Source organism: Pseudonocardia sp. ICBG1142 (assembly GCF_020496255.1).
In the GTDB taxonomy this organism is placed as follows: domain Bacteria; phylum Actinomycetota; class Actinomycetes; order Mycobacteriales; family Pseudonocardiaceae; genus Pseudonocardia.
Window position 1 is genome coordinate 675,948 of the sequence record NZ_JAHLJC010000030.1, and the last position, 15,145, is coordinate 691,092.

Below are 15,145 nucleotides of genomic sequence, written 5' to 3' on the forward strand. Positions count from 1 at the left end.
GGGATGCGTCTGCTGCTGCGCTGCGACGCCGGACCATCGACGGGGGTGGGGCACGCGGTGCGGTGTGCCGCGGTCGCCGAGGCGGCGCTGCTGTCCGGGCACGAGGTGTTCTGGTCGGGCCGGCTCGACGGGCTGCGCTGGCTGTGGTCCGGGCTGGTCCGGGAGCCCGGCCCCGTCCTGCCCCCGGCCGACACCGCCGGCGGGCTCGCGGCGCTGGCCCGTGAGCACCGGATCGACGCCGTGCACGTCGACCACTACCTGCTCGGCGACGACCTGCGTCCGGCCCTGAACGACGCCGGGGTCGTGCTGTCCACCGTGGAGGACTTCGCGACCGGCCGGCGTCCCGGTGACGTGGTGGTCGACCCGAACATGGGAGCCGAGGACCACCCCCGCCCCGACGACGGCTCCCCCGTCCTGCTCCGCGGCCCCGGCTACGCCCCGCTGCGGCTGACCGTCCGCCGTGCCCGCACCCGGCGGGCCCTGCGGGCCGCCGACGCCCCCGGCACCGGGCCGCCCCGTGTGCTGGTCGTCATGGGCGGGACCGACGCCGCCGGGCTGCTGCCCCGGGCGGTCGCCGCCCTCGCCGCCGCGGACGTCCCCGCCGAGGTCGACGTCGTCGTCCCCGGTGGGCGGCCCCTCGACCTGCCCGCCGATGGGCCGGCGACGTTCCGGGCGGTGCCGCCGCTGCCCGACCTGCCCGCCGCGATGGCCGAGGCCGACCTCGTCGTCAGCGCGGCCGGGACGACGGTGTGGGAGCTGTGCTGCGTGGGTGTCCCGATGGCGCTGGTCCGGGCCGCGGACAACCAGACCGAGGGCTACCGGACCGTCGTCGACGCCGGGGCCGCCGCCGGGCTGGGCGGGACCGCGGACCTCGCCGACCCGGCCGCCGCCGCGGCCGTGCTGCACGCCCTGCTGACCAGGCCGGGCGACCGCGCCGCGCTCGCCGACCGGGCCGCGACCGTCGTCGACGGCGAGGGCGCGGGCCGGGTCGTCGACGCCGTGGCCACCGCGGTGGGCACGTCCGGCGGCCGGGAGGCGCGCGTCGCCGCCGAGGGCCGGGGGCTCGCCCGGGTGGTCCGGTCCCGCCCCGCCCGGCCCGGCGACGCCGAGCTGCTCCTGGCCTGGCGCAACGACCCCGACACCCGTCGCTGGTCACGCAGCCACGACGCGGTCGACCTCGCCACCCACCGCCGCTGGCTCGCCGGCTCGCTGGACCGCGACGACCGGCTGCTCCTCGTCGTCGCCGACGCCAGGGGGCCGGTCGGCACCGTCCGCTGGGACCGGGACGGGAGCGGCTGGGAGGTCTCGATCACCGTCGCCCCGGAGCGCCGTGGCGAGGGGCTGGCCCTGCCCATGCTGCGGGCCGGGGAGGACGCGCTACGGGCCCGGACCGGCGCCGGGACCGCGGTGACCGCCGTCGTGCACACCGGCAACGACGCCTCGGCCCGGCTGTTCGCCCGCGCGGGCTACGGCGAGCCCGGCACCCCCGACGCCGACGGATTCCGGACACTCCATCGCGTGCTGTGAGCGCTTGGCGCCGTGACGCAACCCGCACGCCGCACCTCCGGTACGCCGATGTGACCTACCCTTCGCGCGTGTCCGGATCCCGTCCCGCGCTCCCCGCGGCCGATCTCGCCCGCGTGGTCGTGTTCGCCGCGTTCATCGCCGTCCTCGGGCTGTTCCCCGGCTTCGCCGGAGTGGCCGGGGTGCCGATCGTCCTGCAGAACGTCGGCCCGATCCTGGCCGGCGTCATCCTCGGGTGGCGGCTCGGCACGGCATCGGTCGCGCTGCTGCTGGTGCTCACCGCGGTCGGGCTGCCGCTGCTGTCCGGCGGCCGCAACGGCGCCGCGTTCTTCGGACCCAGCGGCGGCTTCCTCGTCGGCTGGCTGCTGTCCGCACTGGTCGCGGGCCTGATCGTGGCGCGGTTCCGGTCGCGGTCGCTGCCCGTGCTGCTGCTCGCCTGCCTGGCGGGGTTGCTCGCCGACTACGTGATCGGCATGCCGTGGCTGGGCGTCTACATCGGCGACGTCACCGGCGGGATCGTGCAGTCCCTCGTCTTCGTGCCCGGTGACCTGATCAAGGTGGTGCTGGCCGCGCTGATCGCGTCGCTGGTGCACCGGGCCCTTCCGGACCTGCTGCCGGTCCGCCCTGCGTCCGAGTCCCGGGTCCGGTGAGCGGGGCCGGCATCGACGCCCCGGACGCCGACGACGACACGGCGCCCGTCGTCCCGGCACCCTGGCTGCCCCGGGGGCTGGCCGACGCCGTCGGAGCGGCCGGGGAACGGCTGTCCCGGCTCGGGGTGCGGAGCGGGCAGCGCGTCGTGCTCGACACCCCCACCCGGGCCCGCTGGGCGGTGCTGCCCTACCTGCTCGCCGCGGACCGGCTGGGCGCGGCGTCGCTGCTCGCCGACGCCGGCTGGACCGGCCGCGAACGCGACGCGGTGCTCGCCGACGCCGCGCCGCACCACGTCGTCGGCACCGACGGGCGGGCCGATACCGCCGACGGCGGACCACGCACACCCGGCCTGTTCCTGCTCCCGACGACCTCGGGCAGCACCGGTGTCCCCTCCGTGCTGGCCCGCGACCGGCGTTCCTGGCGGATCGGGTTCGACATCCTCGGTGCGCTGCCCGGACCGGTCCTCGTGCCGGGGCCGCCGTCGTCGACGCTGTACCTGTTCGGGGCCCTGCACGCCCTGCACCACGGGCTGGGCCTGGTCACCCGCGGTCGGCTCGACCCGACCGACCTGCCCGACGGCGGCTCGGTCCATCTCGTCCCCGCCCAGCTCTCCGCGCTGCTCGACGAGCGCGAGCGCCGCCCGGGCGGCCCGGCACCGCAGGTCGTGGTGTGCGGCGGTGCGCACGTCGCGCCCGGGATACGGGAGCGGTGCGCGCGGCTGCTGCCCGGCACCACACTGCTGGAGTACTACGGCTCGGCCGAGCACTCGCTGATCGCCACCCGCCGCGACGACGGCCCGCTGCGCCCGGTCGAGGGCGTGCACCTCACGGTGCGCGACGGCGAGCTGTGGGTGGACAGCCCGCAGTCGGTGCGCGGCCGGTTCACCCGCGGCGAGCTGGTGCCGGCCGGTCCCGGTCCGACGACCGTCGGGGACCGCGCCGAGCTCACCGCCGACGGCGGCCTGACCGTCCTCGGCCGCGCCGCCACCACCATCTCCTCCGGCGGCACGCTGGTGGCCGCCGAGGAGGTCGAGCAAGTCTTGCGCGGCGTGCCGGGCGTCGGTGACGTCGTCGTCGCCGGGACCCCGCACGCGTCGCTGGGGATGGTGGTCACCGCGGTCGTCGAGGCCGGTGACGGTGTCCCGGACCGGCGGGCGCTGCGCGCCGCGGCGCGGGCCGGGCTGTCCCCGGCGAAGCGGCCGCGCCGGTGGCTGGTCACCCGGGCGCTCCCGCGGCTGGGCTCGGGCAAGCCCGCCCGCGCCGCCGTCGACGCCGCGCTGCGCGACGGGACCCTCGACGCGGTCCCGCTCGGGGGGCCGGAGTGACCGTCCCCGGCAGCGGCACGACGGACGACACCCCGGTCGTCATCGCCGCGCGGCGCACCCCGATCGGCACCGCGGGTGGCGCGCTGCGCGCGATGACCGTCGACGCGCTCGCCGCACCCGTACTCGCCGCGCTGGCCGGGGCCCTCGGCGGCCCGGTCGACGACGTGCTCCTCGGCAACGTCTTCGGCCCCGGGGGCAACCCGGCCCGGGTCGCGGCGCTCGCCGCCGGGCTCGGCGACGAGGTGCCCGGCATGACCGTGGACCGGCAGTGCGCGAGCGGGCTGGCCGCGATCCTCACCGCGGCCGCGGGGATCCGTGCCGGCGACGGCATCGGCTACCTGGCAGGCGGTGCCGAGTCCCCGTCGACCGCGCCCACCCGGACGTGGGCCGACGGCACCGTCTACACCCGGGCGCCGTTCGCCCCGGCCGGCGACCCGGACCCGGACATGGGCCCGGCCGCCGACGACGTGGCGACCCGGGCGGGCCTGACCCGCACCCGTCTCGACGCGTTCGCCGCCCGCAGCCACGCCCGCGCCGTCGACGCGCAGCGGGCCGGCCGCTTCGACGACGAGCTCGTCCCGGTCGACGGCGTCGGCGGGCTCCTCACCGCCGACGAGCGGCCCCGCGACCGCTTCACCGCCGACCGTCTCGCCCGGTTCCGCCCCGCGTTCACCCCCGACGGCGTCCACACCGCCGCGAACTCCTGCGGGGTGAACGACGGGGCCGCCGCCGTCGCGCTGGTGCCGGAATGGCGACGCCGGGAGCTGGGTGTGCCCGGCCTCGCGCTGGTCTCGGCCGCGACCCGCGGCTGCCCCCCGGCCGACCTCGGACTCGGCGCCGTCCCCGCGCTCGCCACGCTGCGTGACCGGCCGATGGCCCCGGACGCCGTCGAGTTCACCGAGGCGTTCGCCGGGCAGGCGCTGGCCTGCCTCGACGCAGCCGGGATCGACGAGCACCTGGCCGGCCCGGACGGCGGCGCGATCGCGCTCGGTCACCCCTGGGGCGCCTCGGGCGCGGTGCTGGTCGTGCGGCTGTTCCACCGGCTCGTCGTGCAGGGCCGCGGTGAGACCGGGATCGCCGCGCTGTCCTCCGGCGGCGGCCTCGGCGTCGCGACGAGCTGGCGGGTGGTCCGGTGATCGAGTTCACCGACGTCGGGCACCGCTACGGCGAGCGCACCGTCCTCGACGGCGTCACCCTCGCCCTCGGCGAGCCCCGGGTCGCGCTGGTCGGGGCGAACGGCTCCGGCAAGTCCACACTGGCCCGGACCGTGAACGGGCTCGTCGCACCGACCTCGGGGACCGTGCGCGTCGACGGCCGCGACCCGGCCCGCGAGGGCGCGGCCGTCCGCCGCCGGGTCGGGTTCGTCTTCTCCGACCCGGACTCCCAGATCGTCATGCCGACCGCGGGCGAGGACGTCGCGTTCTCGCTGCGCCGCACCGTGCGCGACCGCGCCGAGCGGGCCCGGCTCGCCGCGGAGACCCTCACCGGGTTCGGCCTGGGCGAGCACGTGGAGCACCCCGCGCACCAGCTCTCCGGTGGGCAGAAGCAGCTGCTCGCGCTGGCTTCGGTGCTGGTCCTCGACCCGGACGTGCTGGTCTGCGACGAGCCGACCACCCTGCTCGACCTGCGCAACAAGCGCGCCTTCGCCGAGCGGCTCGCCGGCCTGCGCCAGCAGGTCCTTCTCGCCACGCACGACCTGGACCTGCTCGACGACTTCGACCGCGTCGTCGTCCTCGACGGCGGGCGGGTCGTCGCCGACGACGAGCCCGGACCGGCCGTCGCGTACTACCGCAGGCTCTGCGGGTCGTGACCCCGCTGGGGCTCTACGCACCCGGTGACAGCCTGCTGCACCGGGCGCCCGCCGGGCCGTCGCTGCTGGTGGTGCTGGCCCTCGCGATCGGGGCGGTGCTCACCGGGGACCCGTGGGTGCTCGGCGGGCTGTGCCTGGCCGTCGCCGCCGGCTACGTGGTGGCCCGGATCCCGTGGCACCGGGTCGGGCCGGTGCTGCGCACGCTGGTGCTGCTGGCCGTGCTGCTCGGCGTGGTCCAGTGGTGGCTGCTCGGTCCGGAGCGGACGCTGGTGATCGTGCTCCGGCTGCTCGCCGCGATGGGCGCGGCGACCCTGTTCACCCTCACCACCCGGGTGGACGACCTGGTCAGCGCGGTGGAACGCGGACTCGGCCCGCTGCGCCGGTTCGGCCTCGCACCCGAGCGCCTCGGCCTTCTCGTCGGACTGACAGTGCAGTCGATCGGAACCCTGTCCGGCATCGCGGGGCAGGTCCGGGCCGCGGCGAAGGCACGGGGGGCGGACCGGTCGCCGACGGCGTTCGCGGTGCCCTTCCTGGTGCGCACGCTGCGGCACGCCGACGCACTCGGGGAGGCACTGGCCGCACGCGGGTGGGGCGACGAGGATGACGACCGATGACCGACCTGCGCGACCACGTGATCCCCCGTCCCGAGGGCGACCTGCACGTCCACCTCGCCGGCGACGCCGGCCCGCCGGTGCTGCTGCTCTCCGGCGCCGGTCTGGACAACGCGCTGCTCAGCTGGCGCCACCTCGTCCCCGACCTCGCGCGCGACCACCGCGTCGTCGCCCCCGACTGGCCGAAGCAGGGGCGCAGCCGGCCGTGGCATGGCCGGGCGACCCACGAGGTGCTGCTGCGCACGGTCGTCGACGTGCTGGACGACCTCGGCATCGAGCGGGCCGCCGTCGTCGGGCTGTCCCAGGGCGGCGCCCTCGCGCTGGCGACCGCGATCGAGCACCCCGACCGGGTGGAACGGGTCGTCGCGCTGGCCCCGGCCGGGACGCTGAGCTTCCCGCCCGGGCTGCACCAGCTGCTGTGGCTGACCGCGCGAGTACCCCTGCTGTCGCGGACCCTGCCGAACCTGGCCTTCCGCAGCCGGGCCGCGGTCACCGCGTTCGCCCGCCGCGCCCTGTTCGGCGACGCCGACCGCGTGCCCGACCTGGACGAGATCGTCGACGCCGTCCTCGCCGAGGCCCGGTCCGGGAACGCGGGCAGCTCGGACTGGCAGAACGGCTCGATCGGGTTCCGCCGGATGCGGGTCGACCTGCGCCCCCGGCTGTCGGAGATCCGCTGCCCCGCACTGTTCGTGCAGGGCGACCGGGACGCCGGCGTCCCCGTGGCGACCACGCGCGCGGCCGCCGAGGCCGTCCCCGGCGCCCGGTTCGTGCTGCTGCCCGGGCGGGGCCACTGGTCGAACCGGGAGTCCCCGGACGAGGTGAACGCCCTGGTCAGGGACTTCCTGGATGGCTAGGTGGCTCGGCGTCGCTGCCGGCGGCGCCGGTCACGGATCCGGGGCATCGGCCCGGCCGGCCAGCTCCGCGTGGGCGACCAGGACGTGTGCGCTCATCGTCGCCGCTGCGAGCTCGGGGTTCCGCGCCCGTACGGCGAGCACGAGGTCATGGTGCTGGCGTCTGCTCCGCTCCAGCGCATCGGGTGAGTAGCGCTCGAACGTACGGAGCACCAGCGTCGCATTGACCAGCTGCAGGAGCAGTTCCTCGAGGCGTGGGCTACGCGCGGCCGCGGCGACCGCGGAGTGCAGCTCGTTGTTCAGCCGCGTGCGTTCGGCGGCCGCCTCGGCGTCGCGCCGGTCCCCCAGGCGGTCCATGCCGGCGAGACACTCCTCCATCTGCGCCACCTCGTCCTCGGTGCGCAGGACGGCAGCCCGGTGTGCGGCATGCGCCTCGAGAAGGGCGCGCAGCCGGAAGATCTCGGCCAGGTCGTCCGGTGTCCACTGCGCGACGCGGGCGCCCCGGTTGGGTTCGATCTCGACCAGGCCCTCCTTGGCCAGGTGCCGCAACGCCTCCCGGATCGGGGTGCGGCTGACCTCCAGCCGCTCGCTCAACGCGACCTCTGTGAGCTTCGTACCGGGAACGAACTCCCCGGCGATGATCGCCTCGCGCAGATCGCGGTAGGCGCGCTCGGCGCCGGTCGTCATAGGTACTCCCGACGTCGTGGGCGGTGGCCGACACGAGCAGCGTACGACACACCACTCAGCCCAGATTGTATGCATTCTTGCCGCATCGGTGCGGATCTTCCTGCTAGTTCAGCTCCGGCATTGACAGGATTGTGCACTTTCGGTCACTGTCGATACCGGTCGGGCAGCACCGGCCGCAGTCCGCGTCGAGGAGGCCGCATGACCGTCGCACCACAGCCCGATGCCCCCGTCGCCCCGTTGGCGGGGACCACGGTGATCGAGGCGGGGTCGTTGATCGCCGGCCCGTTCTGCGGGCAGCTACTCGGTGACTTCGGCGCGGAGGTGATCAAGATCGAGGACCCCGCGAGCGGGGACCCGATGCGGTCCTGGGGCCACCCACGACCGGGCGGACACTCGCTGAACTGGCCGATCATCGCGCGGAACAAGAAGTCGGTGACGCTCGACCTGCGGACCTCGGAGGGCCAGGACCTCCTGCGCCGGCTGGCGGCCGGCAGCGATGTGCTGCTCGAGAACTTCCGACCGGGGACCATGGAGCGCTGGGGCTGCGGCTACGCCGAACTGAGTCGGCTCAACCCCGGGCTGGTCATGACCCGGGTCACCGGCTACGGACAGACCGGGCCGTACGCGGGGCGTGCCGGTTTCGGATCGATCGGCGAGGCCATGGGCGGCATCCGTCACCTCACCGGCGAACCCGGACGCCCCACCAGCCGGGTGGGCGTGTCGCTCGGCGACTCGCTGGCCGGGACCTTCGCCGCACTGGGCACCCTGGTCGCGCTGTTGGGTCGGCACCGCACCGGGCGGGGACAGGTCGTCGACTCCGCGATCTACGAGGCGGTGCTCAGCCTGATGGAGGCGTCGCTACCGGAGTGGGAGCTGGCCGGTACACAGCGGGAGCGCAGCGGCGGCACGCTGCCGGGGGTCGCCCCCAGCAACGTCTACCCCACCGCCGACGACGCCGAGGTGCTGATCGCCGGCAACCGGGACACCGTGTTCCGCAGGCTCGCCGAGGCCCTCGGCCACCCCGAGTGGAGCGATGACGAGCGGTTCGCGACGCACGAGGCGCGCGGCCGGCACAGCGCGGAGATCGACGCACTGATCGGCGCCGTCACCGTCACCTACAGGTCCGACGCGCTGCTCGCGCTGCTCCACGACGCCGGCGTGCCAGCCGGACTGACCTACCGGGCCCAGGACATGCTGGGCGATCCGCATTTCGCGGCCCGCAGGGCGATCGTCCGGCTCCTGCACCCGGAGCTGGGCGCCTTCCCCATGCAGAACGTCGCTCCCCAGCTGTCCGAGACCCCGGGGGCGGTGCGCAGCCTCGGCCCGTCGCTCGGCGAGCACACCGAGGAGGTCCTGCGTGAGCGCCTCGGCCTGGACGCCGAGCAGATCACCGACCTGCGCAAGCGCGGGATCGCGTGAGCGCCGCCGTGGTCACGGTCTGCGAGGTCTCCCCCCGCGACGGCCTGCAGAACGATCCCGCGACGCTCACCACCGGACAGAAGATCTCGCTGATCCACCGGGCGGCCGCGGCCGGGGCACGGCGGATCGAGGCGGTGAGCTTCGCCCACCCCGCACGGGTGCCGGCGATGGCCGACGCCGAGGCGGTGATGGCCGGTCTCGACCGGACCCGGGGCGTCGCCTACTCGGGGCTGGTGCTGAACGAGCGCGGCCTGGACCGGGCACAGGCGGCGGGTGTCGACGAGGTCAACGTGGTCGTCGTTGCCACCGACACCTTCGCCCGGCGGAACCAGAACATGACCACCGCCGAGTCGCTCGACGTCGCGGAACGGGTCGTGCGTGCCGCCACGGCCGCCGGTCTGCCGACGACGGTCACACTGGCCGCGGCGTTCGGATGTCCGTTCGAGGGGGAGGTGAGCCGCAGCCGGTTCGACGAGTGCGTCGGGCGGATCGGTGCGCTCGGTCCCACCGAGATCGCCCTGGCCGACACGATCGGGGTGGCCGTCCCGCGACAGGTCCGGGACCGGATCGAGCTGACCCGATCCCAGGTCCCGGAGCTGCCCGTGCGGGTGCACCTGCACGACACACGCAACACGGGGATCGCGAACGCACTGGCGGCGGTCGAGGCCGGCGTGTCCACCCTGGACGCCAGTGTCGGGGGTGTCGGCGGCTGTCCCTTCGCTCCCGCCGCGACCGGCAACGTCGCCACCGAGGACCTCGCCTGGGTCCTGCACCGCTCCGGCATCGCCACCGGGCTCGACGTCGAGCTCCTGCGTAGGACGGCCGCCTGGCTCGCCGATGCGCTGGGCCACGACGTTCCCGGCGCGCTGCTGCGCGCCGGGGTCTTCCCGTCGACCTGACGGGCTCCCCCTCACCGGATGACCCCAGCACGAAGGAGTGCCTGATGGGTGGATCGCTGATCCTCGTCCACATTGCGACGGCCACGATCGGCGTCGTCGTCGCGGTCGTCGCACTGAAGCTCGAACCGGTCATCGCCCTCGTCCTCGGCGCCGCATACCTCGGCCTGGTCACCGGGCAGGGACCGGCCGACACCGTCGCGACGATCGTGCGGGGATTCGCCGACGTCATGGGCGAGATCGGGCTGCTGATCGCGTTCGGTGTCCTGCTCGGTGCGCTGGTGCACGCCCTCGGTGTCCCGCAACGGATAGCCGACGGCCTGCTGCGGGCACTCGGGCGCCGCAACCTGCCGTACGCCTACGGGCTCACCCTCGGCGGGTTGCTGGCCTCGGTGTTCGCCGACGTGCTGATCGTACTGAGCGGACCGCTGACGCGGCACGCATCGGCCCGGATGGGACCGGGCGGGCACGGGCTGCTGTCGGGCACGGCGATCATCGGCATCGTGATCGGGCTGAACTTCGTCGTCCCCGGCACCGGCCTGATGGCCGTCGTCGGTGTGCTGGGGATCCCGCTGCAGTCGGCTCTGCTGTATGCCCTGCCCCTCGGGCTCGCCACGATCGTCGTGTCCGTGTTCGTGTACTCCTGGCTCGTTCGTCGTGGCCTCTGGGACGAGAGGCGCGATCAGCTCTTCACCCCCGAGCCCGTCGCGACCTCCGCCGACAACGGCGGCGACGGCACCGTTCCGGTGACGGGCGGGGTCCGCGCGACGGGCGAACGGTCGGACGACGGCCCCCACCCCGAGGCCGTCGCGACGGGCTCCTCGACGGCGGCGGCGCCCCGACACGGGCACGCCCCCCTGGCACTGCTCGTGAGCCCACTCGCCGTCACGGTGGGACTCCTGCTCGTCAGCGCGATCGCGGGGACCGCGGGTGCGGACAACGTCGCGATCGACATCATCGGGAATCCGAACGTCGCCGTGTTCTCCGGCCTGGTGCTCGCCTACGTGCTGGCGCGCATCCTGCTGCCCTCCGACGCCATGGGCTCCGCGATCGGACGGGGTCTGCAGACCAGCGGTTCCATCCTGGTGCTCACCGGGGTCAGCGGTGGTCTCGCCGCCGTCGTGAAGGCCACCGGTGTGGGCGAGGTGATGGGTGGGTGGTTCACCGCAGGTGGTGCAGCACCGCTGCTGTTGACCTGGGTCATCGCTGCGACCCTGCACATGGCCGTCGGGTCGATCTCGCTCGGCTCGCTGACCGCCGCCGGGATCCTGGCCCCGGTCGCGATGGCGGCCGGACCCGGCACCGCAGTCATGATCGCCCTCGCGGCGCTGTCCGGCGGCTTGTTCGGGGCGCTGCCCAACGCCAACGGGTTCTGGCTGTTCAGGTCCGTGTTCGACCTGTCGACCCGCGGGACCCTGAAGACCTACACGCTCGGCCCGTCCATCGCCTCGGTGGTGTCCCTGGTCCTGCTCCTGCTGCTCGACTCCCTCGTCTAGGTCGATCGGGTCGACGCGGTCGATGAGGTGTCGAGCCCACGCATCTCGCGCAGCGCGTCGGCCAGCGTCCGCCCCTCCAGCGACGCCTGCACCGCCTGCTCCACGTCGGCGGTCAGCCCGGCGAAGTACGCCGCGGCGTGCGGCGTGACCGGGCAGACGTGCTCGGTCTCCGGGCTGCACGCCCAGAGCGGCTTCTCCCCGACCGCGCAGCGGTGGATCTCGGCGAGGGTGATCTCCCCGGCCGGCCGGGCCAGCCGGGCACCACCGCTGCGCCCCCTCGTCGACTCGACCAGGCCCGCGGCCCCGAGCGGCACGAGCAACCTGCGCACGAGGCTCGGGTTCGTCCCGAGGGCCTCGGCGAGCCGCCCGGAGCTGACCGTCGACCCGTCACCCTCCGCGGCCGCGGCGAGGTAGAGCATCGCCTGCAGGGCACGGGAGAACCGGATGTCCAGCACGACGTCACCTCCCCGGTCGGAGCCCCAGACTACCCGCCCGGACGAAAAGGTGATGGTCACTGTTGCAGTTCGCTGGCCCATCTGTATCTTTGACAGGAACCATTTGACGCCTCCGCCCGGACCCGCCGACGTGCCTGGACGGCTCATCCCCCCTGGAGTGCCTCGTGTCCACCCGCGCCGCACGGCTGCTCGGCCGTCCGTACTCGCTCGGCTCCGCGCAGCTGGCCAACCGCATCGTCATGGCCCCGATGACCCGGTACTTCTCCCCCGGTGGTGTCCCCGGCGACGACGTCGCGGCCTACTACGCCCGCCGGGCTGCCGCCGGGACCGGCCTGATCATCACCGAGGGGACCTACATCGACGACCCGTCCGCGGGCGACTCCGCCGACGTCCCGCGTTTCCACGGCGAGGCGTCGCTGGCCGGGTGGGCGACGGTCGTCGAGGCGGTGCACGAGGCGGGCGGCCGGATCATGCCGCAGCTCTGGCACGTCGGCATCACCCGCGAGGCCGGGAGGCCGCCGTTCCCCGAGGCGCCGTCCGTCGGCCCGTCGGGCGTCGCGCTCGACGGCACCGAGGGCGCCGGGCAGGCGCTGGACCTCACCGGGATCGACCGGATCGTCGCCGCGTTCGCCGAGGCCGCGGCGCAGGCCGAGCGGATCGGCTTCGACGGCGTCGAGCTGCACGGCGCGCACGGCTACCTGATCGACGAGTTCCTCTGGGAGCGCACCAACCGCCGCACCGACGGCTACGCGGGCGGCCGGGCCGAGCGCGCCCGCTTCGCCGCCGAGATCGTCGCCGCGGTCCGCGAACGCGTCGCGCCCGACTACCCGGTCGTGTTCCGCTTCTCCCAGTGGAAGGGCAACCACTACGACGCGCGTCTCGCCGCCACCCCCGACGAGCTGACCGAGGTGCTGACCCCGCTCGCCGACGCCGGGGTGACCGCGTTCCACGCGTCCGGGCGCCGCTACTGGGAGCCGGAGTTCCCCGACGCCGACGCCGAGCTCAACATCGCCGGGTGGGCCCGCAAGGTCACCGGGCTGCCGACGATCACCGTCGGCTCGGTCGGCCTGGACCAGGTCTTCGACCCGGCGATGTTCGCCGGCGCCGACGCCCGCGCCGACGTGAGCGGTGTCGAGAAGCTCCTCGACCGGCTGGAGGACGACGAGTTCGACCTCGTCGCCGTCGGCCGGGCGCTGCTCGCCGACCCCGAGTGGGGCAGCAAGGTCCTGGAGGGCCGCGAGTCCGAGCTGGTGCCCTTCACCAAGGCGGCGCTGGGCACCCTGCACTGAGCGGTCCGCTCAGATCAGGTCCCAGGTCAGCGGGGTGCCGCGGGCGACGTCGCGGGTGAAGGTCCGGCCCAGGACGGTGCCGATCGTGTCGGTGTGCAGACCACCCGCCGGGCGGATCGACCGGACGTTGTCCGCGGTCACCTTCTCGCCCGCGGCGACGTCGGCGACCACCCACAGCGAGCGGCGCAGCGCGAGGGTGTCGCGCTCGGACTCGCGGGGGCCGAACCGGGCCGGGCCCATCGCGCGGCGCGCCACGTCGGTCTCGGTGACCAGTGACGCCAGCTCGGCGGGCTCCAGGGAGAAGTCGGAGTCGACGCCGCCGTCGTCACGCCGCAGCGTCACGTGCTTCTCGATCGCGACCGCGCCCAGCGCGACGGCGGCGACCGGCACCCCGATGCCCGGGGTGTGGTCGGACAGCCCGATCGGCACGCCGAACGCCTCGCGCAACGCCGGGATCGTCTGCAGGTTCGCGTCGACCGGGTCCGCCGGGTAGGAGGCGGTGCAGGCCAGCAGCACGATCTGCGTCGCACCGCCCTCGCGGGCGGCGGCGACGGCGGCGTCGATCTCGGCCAGCGTCGCCATCCCGGTGGAGATCACCATCGGCTTGCCGGTCGCGGCCATCGCCCGGATCAGCGGCAGGTCGACCAGCTCGGCCGAGGCCACCTTGTACGCCGGCGCGTCGAGGGACTCCAGCAGCTCGATCGCCGTCGGGTCGAACGGGCTGGAGAACGGCACCAGGCCGTGCTCCCGCGCACGGGCGAACAGCGGCTCGTGCCACTCCCAGGGCGTGTGCGCCTGCTCGTAGAGCTGGTAGAGGTTCCGCCCGCCCCACAGACCGTGGTCGTCACGGATCCGGAAGGCCGGGCCGTCGGCGTCGATGGTGATCGTGTCGGCCCGGTAGGTCTGGAACTTCACCGCCTGCGCCCCGGTCCCGGCGATCGCGTCGACGATCTCCAGCGCCCGGTCCAGCGAGCCGTTGTGGTTACCGGAGACCTCCGCGATGACGAACGGCCGTTCGCCGGGTCCCACGAGGTGGCCGCCGATCTCGATCGGGTCCGGGGTGCGCATGCGCGCCACCCTACGAGCGCCGCGCGAGCACCATCACCTCGGACACCGTGCCCTCGCAGTCCTGGCCGTAGAGCCCGGCGTCGGAGTCGACGAGCTCGAACCGGTCGAACATCTCCAGGTAGTGGCGCCGCAGCATGGGCTCGCGCACTCCTGGCTTGCCGGTCGGGGAGTTGCGCAGCAGCAGCCAGCGGGCGCCCAGGTCGGTGACCAGGTTCGCGTAGTTCGCCACCACCTCGGGCTCCATCTCCTGGAAGGAGATGAAGTTGGCGAACAGGTCGACGGTCCCGGTGAGCCGGGGCAGCTGCCAGGAGCACAGCACGGTCGCCGGGTGCTCCAGCTCGTCGATCACGATCTTCTCGCGCTCGCGGGTGGCCGCGTAGTCGCCGACCTTCTCCGGCCCGAGCGCCTCGCGCAGGTAGTGCGTGGCGACGGCGGCGACCGGCGGGATGTCGACGTCGATGTAGCGCAGTCCGGGGTTGCCCGACAGCAGGATCTCCCCGAGCGTGCCGAACCCGCCGCCGATCTCCAGGACGGTCGAGACGTCGAGGTCGGGCACGGCGCGCTTGAGCATGACCAGCCCGCGCAGGTAGTTCAGCGACGACCGGCTGAACCGGCGGCCGTCGAACTCCAGCTGCGCGGCGGGAGCACCGGCGGTCGACTCGCTGAACCCGGCGAGCGACGGCGACCGGTCGGCGGGGTCGAGGGCGGTCACCGTGGCGTGGTGGGCCCGGGCGACGGGAACCTGGTCGATCCGCCCGCGCAGCAGCGCGCCGGGACCGCCCAGCATCCCGAACGCCCGCGACAGCATCGCCGCCGGCCTGGACACCGGCGCGTACTGCGGGGCGTAGAAGAACGTGGCCGACGGGTGCCTGCGGAACTCCGTGAACCCGCGTTCCCGCAGGTCGGCGACCACCTTCTCCAGCCCGGTCCGCCAGAAGTCCGTCGGCCGGTACAGCTCCGGCGCGCTGTCCAGATCGGCCAGCATCACCTCGAGCAGGGTTCTCGGGTCCATGTCACGAACGGTACGGAACATCACGTTCGCCCCGAACCCTGCCCACCGTCGC

Annotated in this window: 15 protein-coding genes; 11 read left to right on the forward strand and 4 right to left on the reverse strand. The window is 74.7% G+C overall.

What is annotated here, in order from left to right:
- The first annotated feature begins 3 nt into the window (after positions 1-3).
- From KPL59_RS17365 to KPL59_RS17395, 7 genes are all read left to right on the forward strand, one after another.
- Positions 4-1,527, forward strand: a complete 1,524-nt coding sequence (locus KPL59_RS17365) for a bifunctional UDP-2,4-diacetamido-2,4,6-trideoxy-beta-L-altropyranose hydrolase/GNAT family N-acetyltransferase (protein WP_226361406.1) — start codon at positions 4-6, stop codon at positions 1,525-1,527.
- Between the two features lie 68 nt (positions 1,528-1,595).
- Positions 1,596-2,174 carry a biotin transporter BioY gene (locus KPL59_RS17370; RefSeq protein WP_226352564.1) on the forward strand — a complete coding sequence of 193 codons (579 nt, stop codon included), beginning with the start codon at positions 1,596-1,598 and terminating at the stop codon, positions 2,172-2,174.
- A complete protein-coding gene (locus KPL59_RS17375) occupies positions 2,171-3,499 on the forward strand; it encodes a class I adenylate-forming enzyme family protein (protein ID WP_226352565.1) in 1,329 nt (442 codons plus the stop codon). The genes KPL59_RS17370 and KPL59_RS17375 overlap by 4 nt, the downstream gene beginning before the upstream one ends.
- Positions 3,496-4,635: a thiolase family protein gene (locus tag KPL59_RS17380; RefSeq protein ID WP_226361407.1), complete on the forward strand. Its 1,140-nt coding sequence runs from the start codon at positions 3,496-3,498 to the stop codon at positions 4,633-4,635. Before KPL59_RS17375 ends, KPL59_RS17380 begins: the two co-directional genes overlap by 4 nt.
- Positions 4,632-5,309: an energy-coupling factor ABC transporter ATP-binding protein gene (locus KPL59_RS17385; RefSeq protein ID WP_226352567.1), complete on the forward strand. Its 678-nt coding sequence runs from the start codon at positions 4,632-4,634 to the stop codon at positions 5,307-5,309. The genes KPL59_RS17380 and KPL59_RS17385 overlap by 4 nt, the downstream gene beginning before the upstream one ends.
- Positions 5,306-5,923: an energy-coupling factor transporter transmembrane protein EcfT gene (locus KPL59_RS17390; protein ID WP_226352568.1), complete on the forward strand. Its 618-nt coding sequence runs from the start codon at positions 5,306-5,308 to the stop codon at positions 5,921-5,923. The genes KPL59_RS17385 and KPL59_RS17390 overlap by 4 nt, the downstream gene beginning before the upstream one ends.
- Positions 5,920-6,774: an alpha/beta fold hydrolase gene (locus KPL59_RS17395; RefSeq protein WP_226352569.1), complete on the forward strand. Its 855-nt coding sequence runs from the start codon at positions 5,920-5,922 to the stop codon at positions 6,772-6,774. The genes KPL59_RS17390 and KPL59_RS17395 overlap by 4 nt, the downstream gene beginning before the upstream one ends.
- 30 nt (positions 6,775-6,804) lie before the next feature.
- Here KPL59_RS17395 and KPL59_RS17400 read toward each other — a convergent pair whose 3' ends face one another.
- Positions 6,805-7,458, reverse strand: a complete 654-nt coding sequence (locus KPL59_RS17400) for a GntR family transcriptional regulator (protein WP_226352570.1) — start codon at positions 7,456-7,458, stop codon at positions 6,805-6,807.
- A gap of 198 nt (positions 7,459-7,656) precedes the next feature.
- Between KPL59_RS17400 and KPL59_RS17405 the strand changes: the two genes are divergently transcribed.
- From KPL59_RS17405 to KPL59_RS17415, 3 genes are read left to right on the forward strand one after another with little or no spacing between them, the layout of a single operon-like run.
- Positions 7,657-8,877 carry a CaiB/BaiF CoA-transferase family protein gene (locus KPL59_RS17405; protein WP_226352571.1) on the forward strand — a complete coding sequence of 407 codons (1,221 nt, stop codon included), beginning with the start codon at positions 7,657-7,659 and terminating at the stop codon, positions 8,875-8,877.
- On the forward strand, positions 8,874-9,776 hold the full coding sequence (locus KPL59_RS17410; RefSeq protein ID WP_226352572.1) for a hydroxymethylglutaryl-CoA lyase: 903 nt from the start codon (positions 8,874-8,876) through the stop codon (positions 9,774-9,776). The genes KPL59_RS17405 and KPL59_RS17410 overlap by 4 nt, the downstream gene beginning before the upstream one ends.
- A 44-nt stretch (positions 9,777-9,820) precedes the next feature.
- Entirely contained in the window at positions 9,821-11,269 is a 1,449-nt protein-coding gene (locus KPL59_RS17415) for a GntP family permease (RefSeq protein ID WP_226352573.1), read from the forward strand.
- Here the strand turns inward: KPL59_RS17415 and KPL59_RS17420 are convergent.
- On the reverse strand, positions 11,266-11,724 hold the full coding sequence (locus tag KPL59_RS17420; RefSeq protein WP_226352574.1) for an Rrf2 family transcriptional regulator: 459 nt from the start codon (positions 11,722-11,724) through the stop codon (positions 11,266-11,268). The genes KPL59_RS17415 and KPL59_RS17420 overlap by 4 nt on opposite strands.
- Positions 11,725-11,888: 164 nt before the next feature.
- Between KPL59_RS17420 and KPL59_RS17425 the strand changes: the two genes are divergently transcribed.
- Complete coding sequence (locus KPL59_RS17425) at positions 11,889-13,013, forward strand: NADH:flavin oxidoreductase (RefSeq protein ID WP_226361408.1); 1,125 nt, start codon at positions 11,889-11,891, stop codon at positions 13,011-13,013.
- A 9-nt stretch (positions 13,014-13,022) separates the two neighbouring features.
- Here KPL59_RS17425 and pseI read toward each other — a convergent pair whose 3' ends face one another.
- Positions 13,023-14,081, reverse strand: coding sequence for a pseudaminic acid synthase (gene pseI / locus KPL59_RS17430; RefSeq protein ID WP_060714958.1), 1,059 nt, complete (start codon positions 14,079-14,081; stop codon positions 13,023-13,025).
- A gap of 10 nt (positions 14,082-14,091) precedes the next feature.
- Positions 14,092-15,093, reverse strand: coding sequence for a putative sugar O-methyltransferase (locus KPL59_RS17435; protein ID WP_226361409.1), 1,002 nt, complete (start codon positions 15,091-15,093; stop codon positions 14,092-14,094).
- Positions 15,094-15,145: the final 52 nt, after the last annotated feature.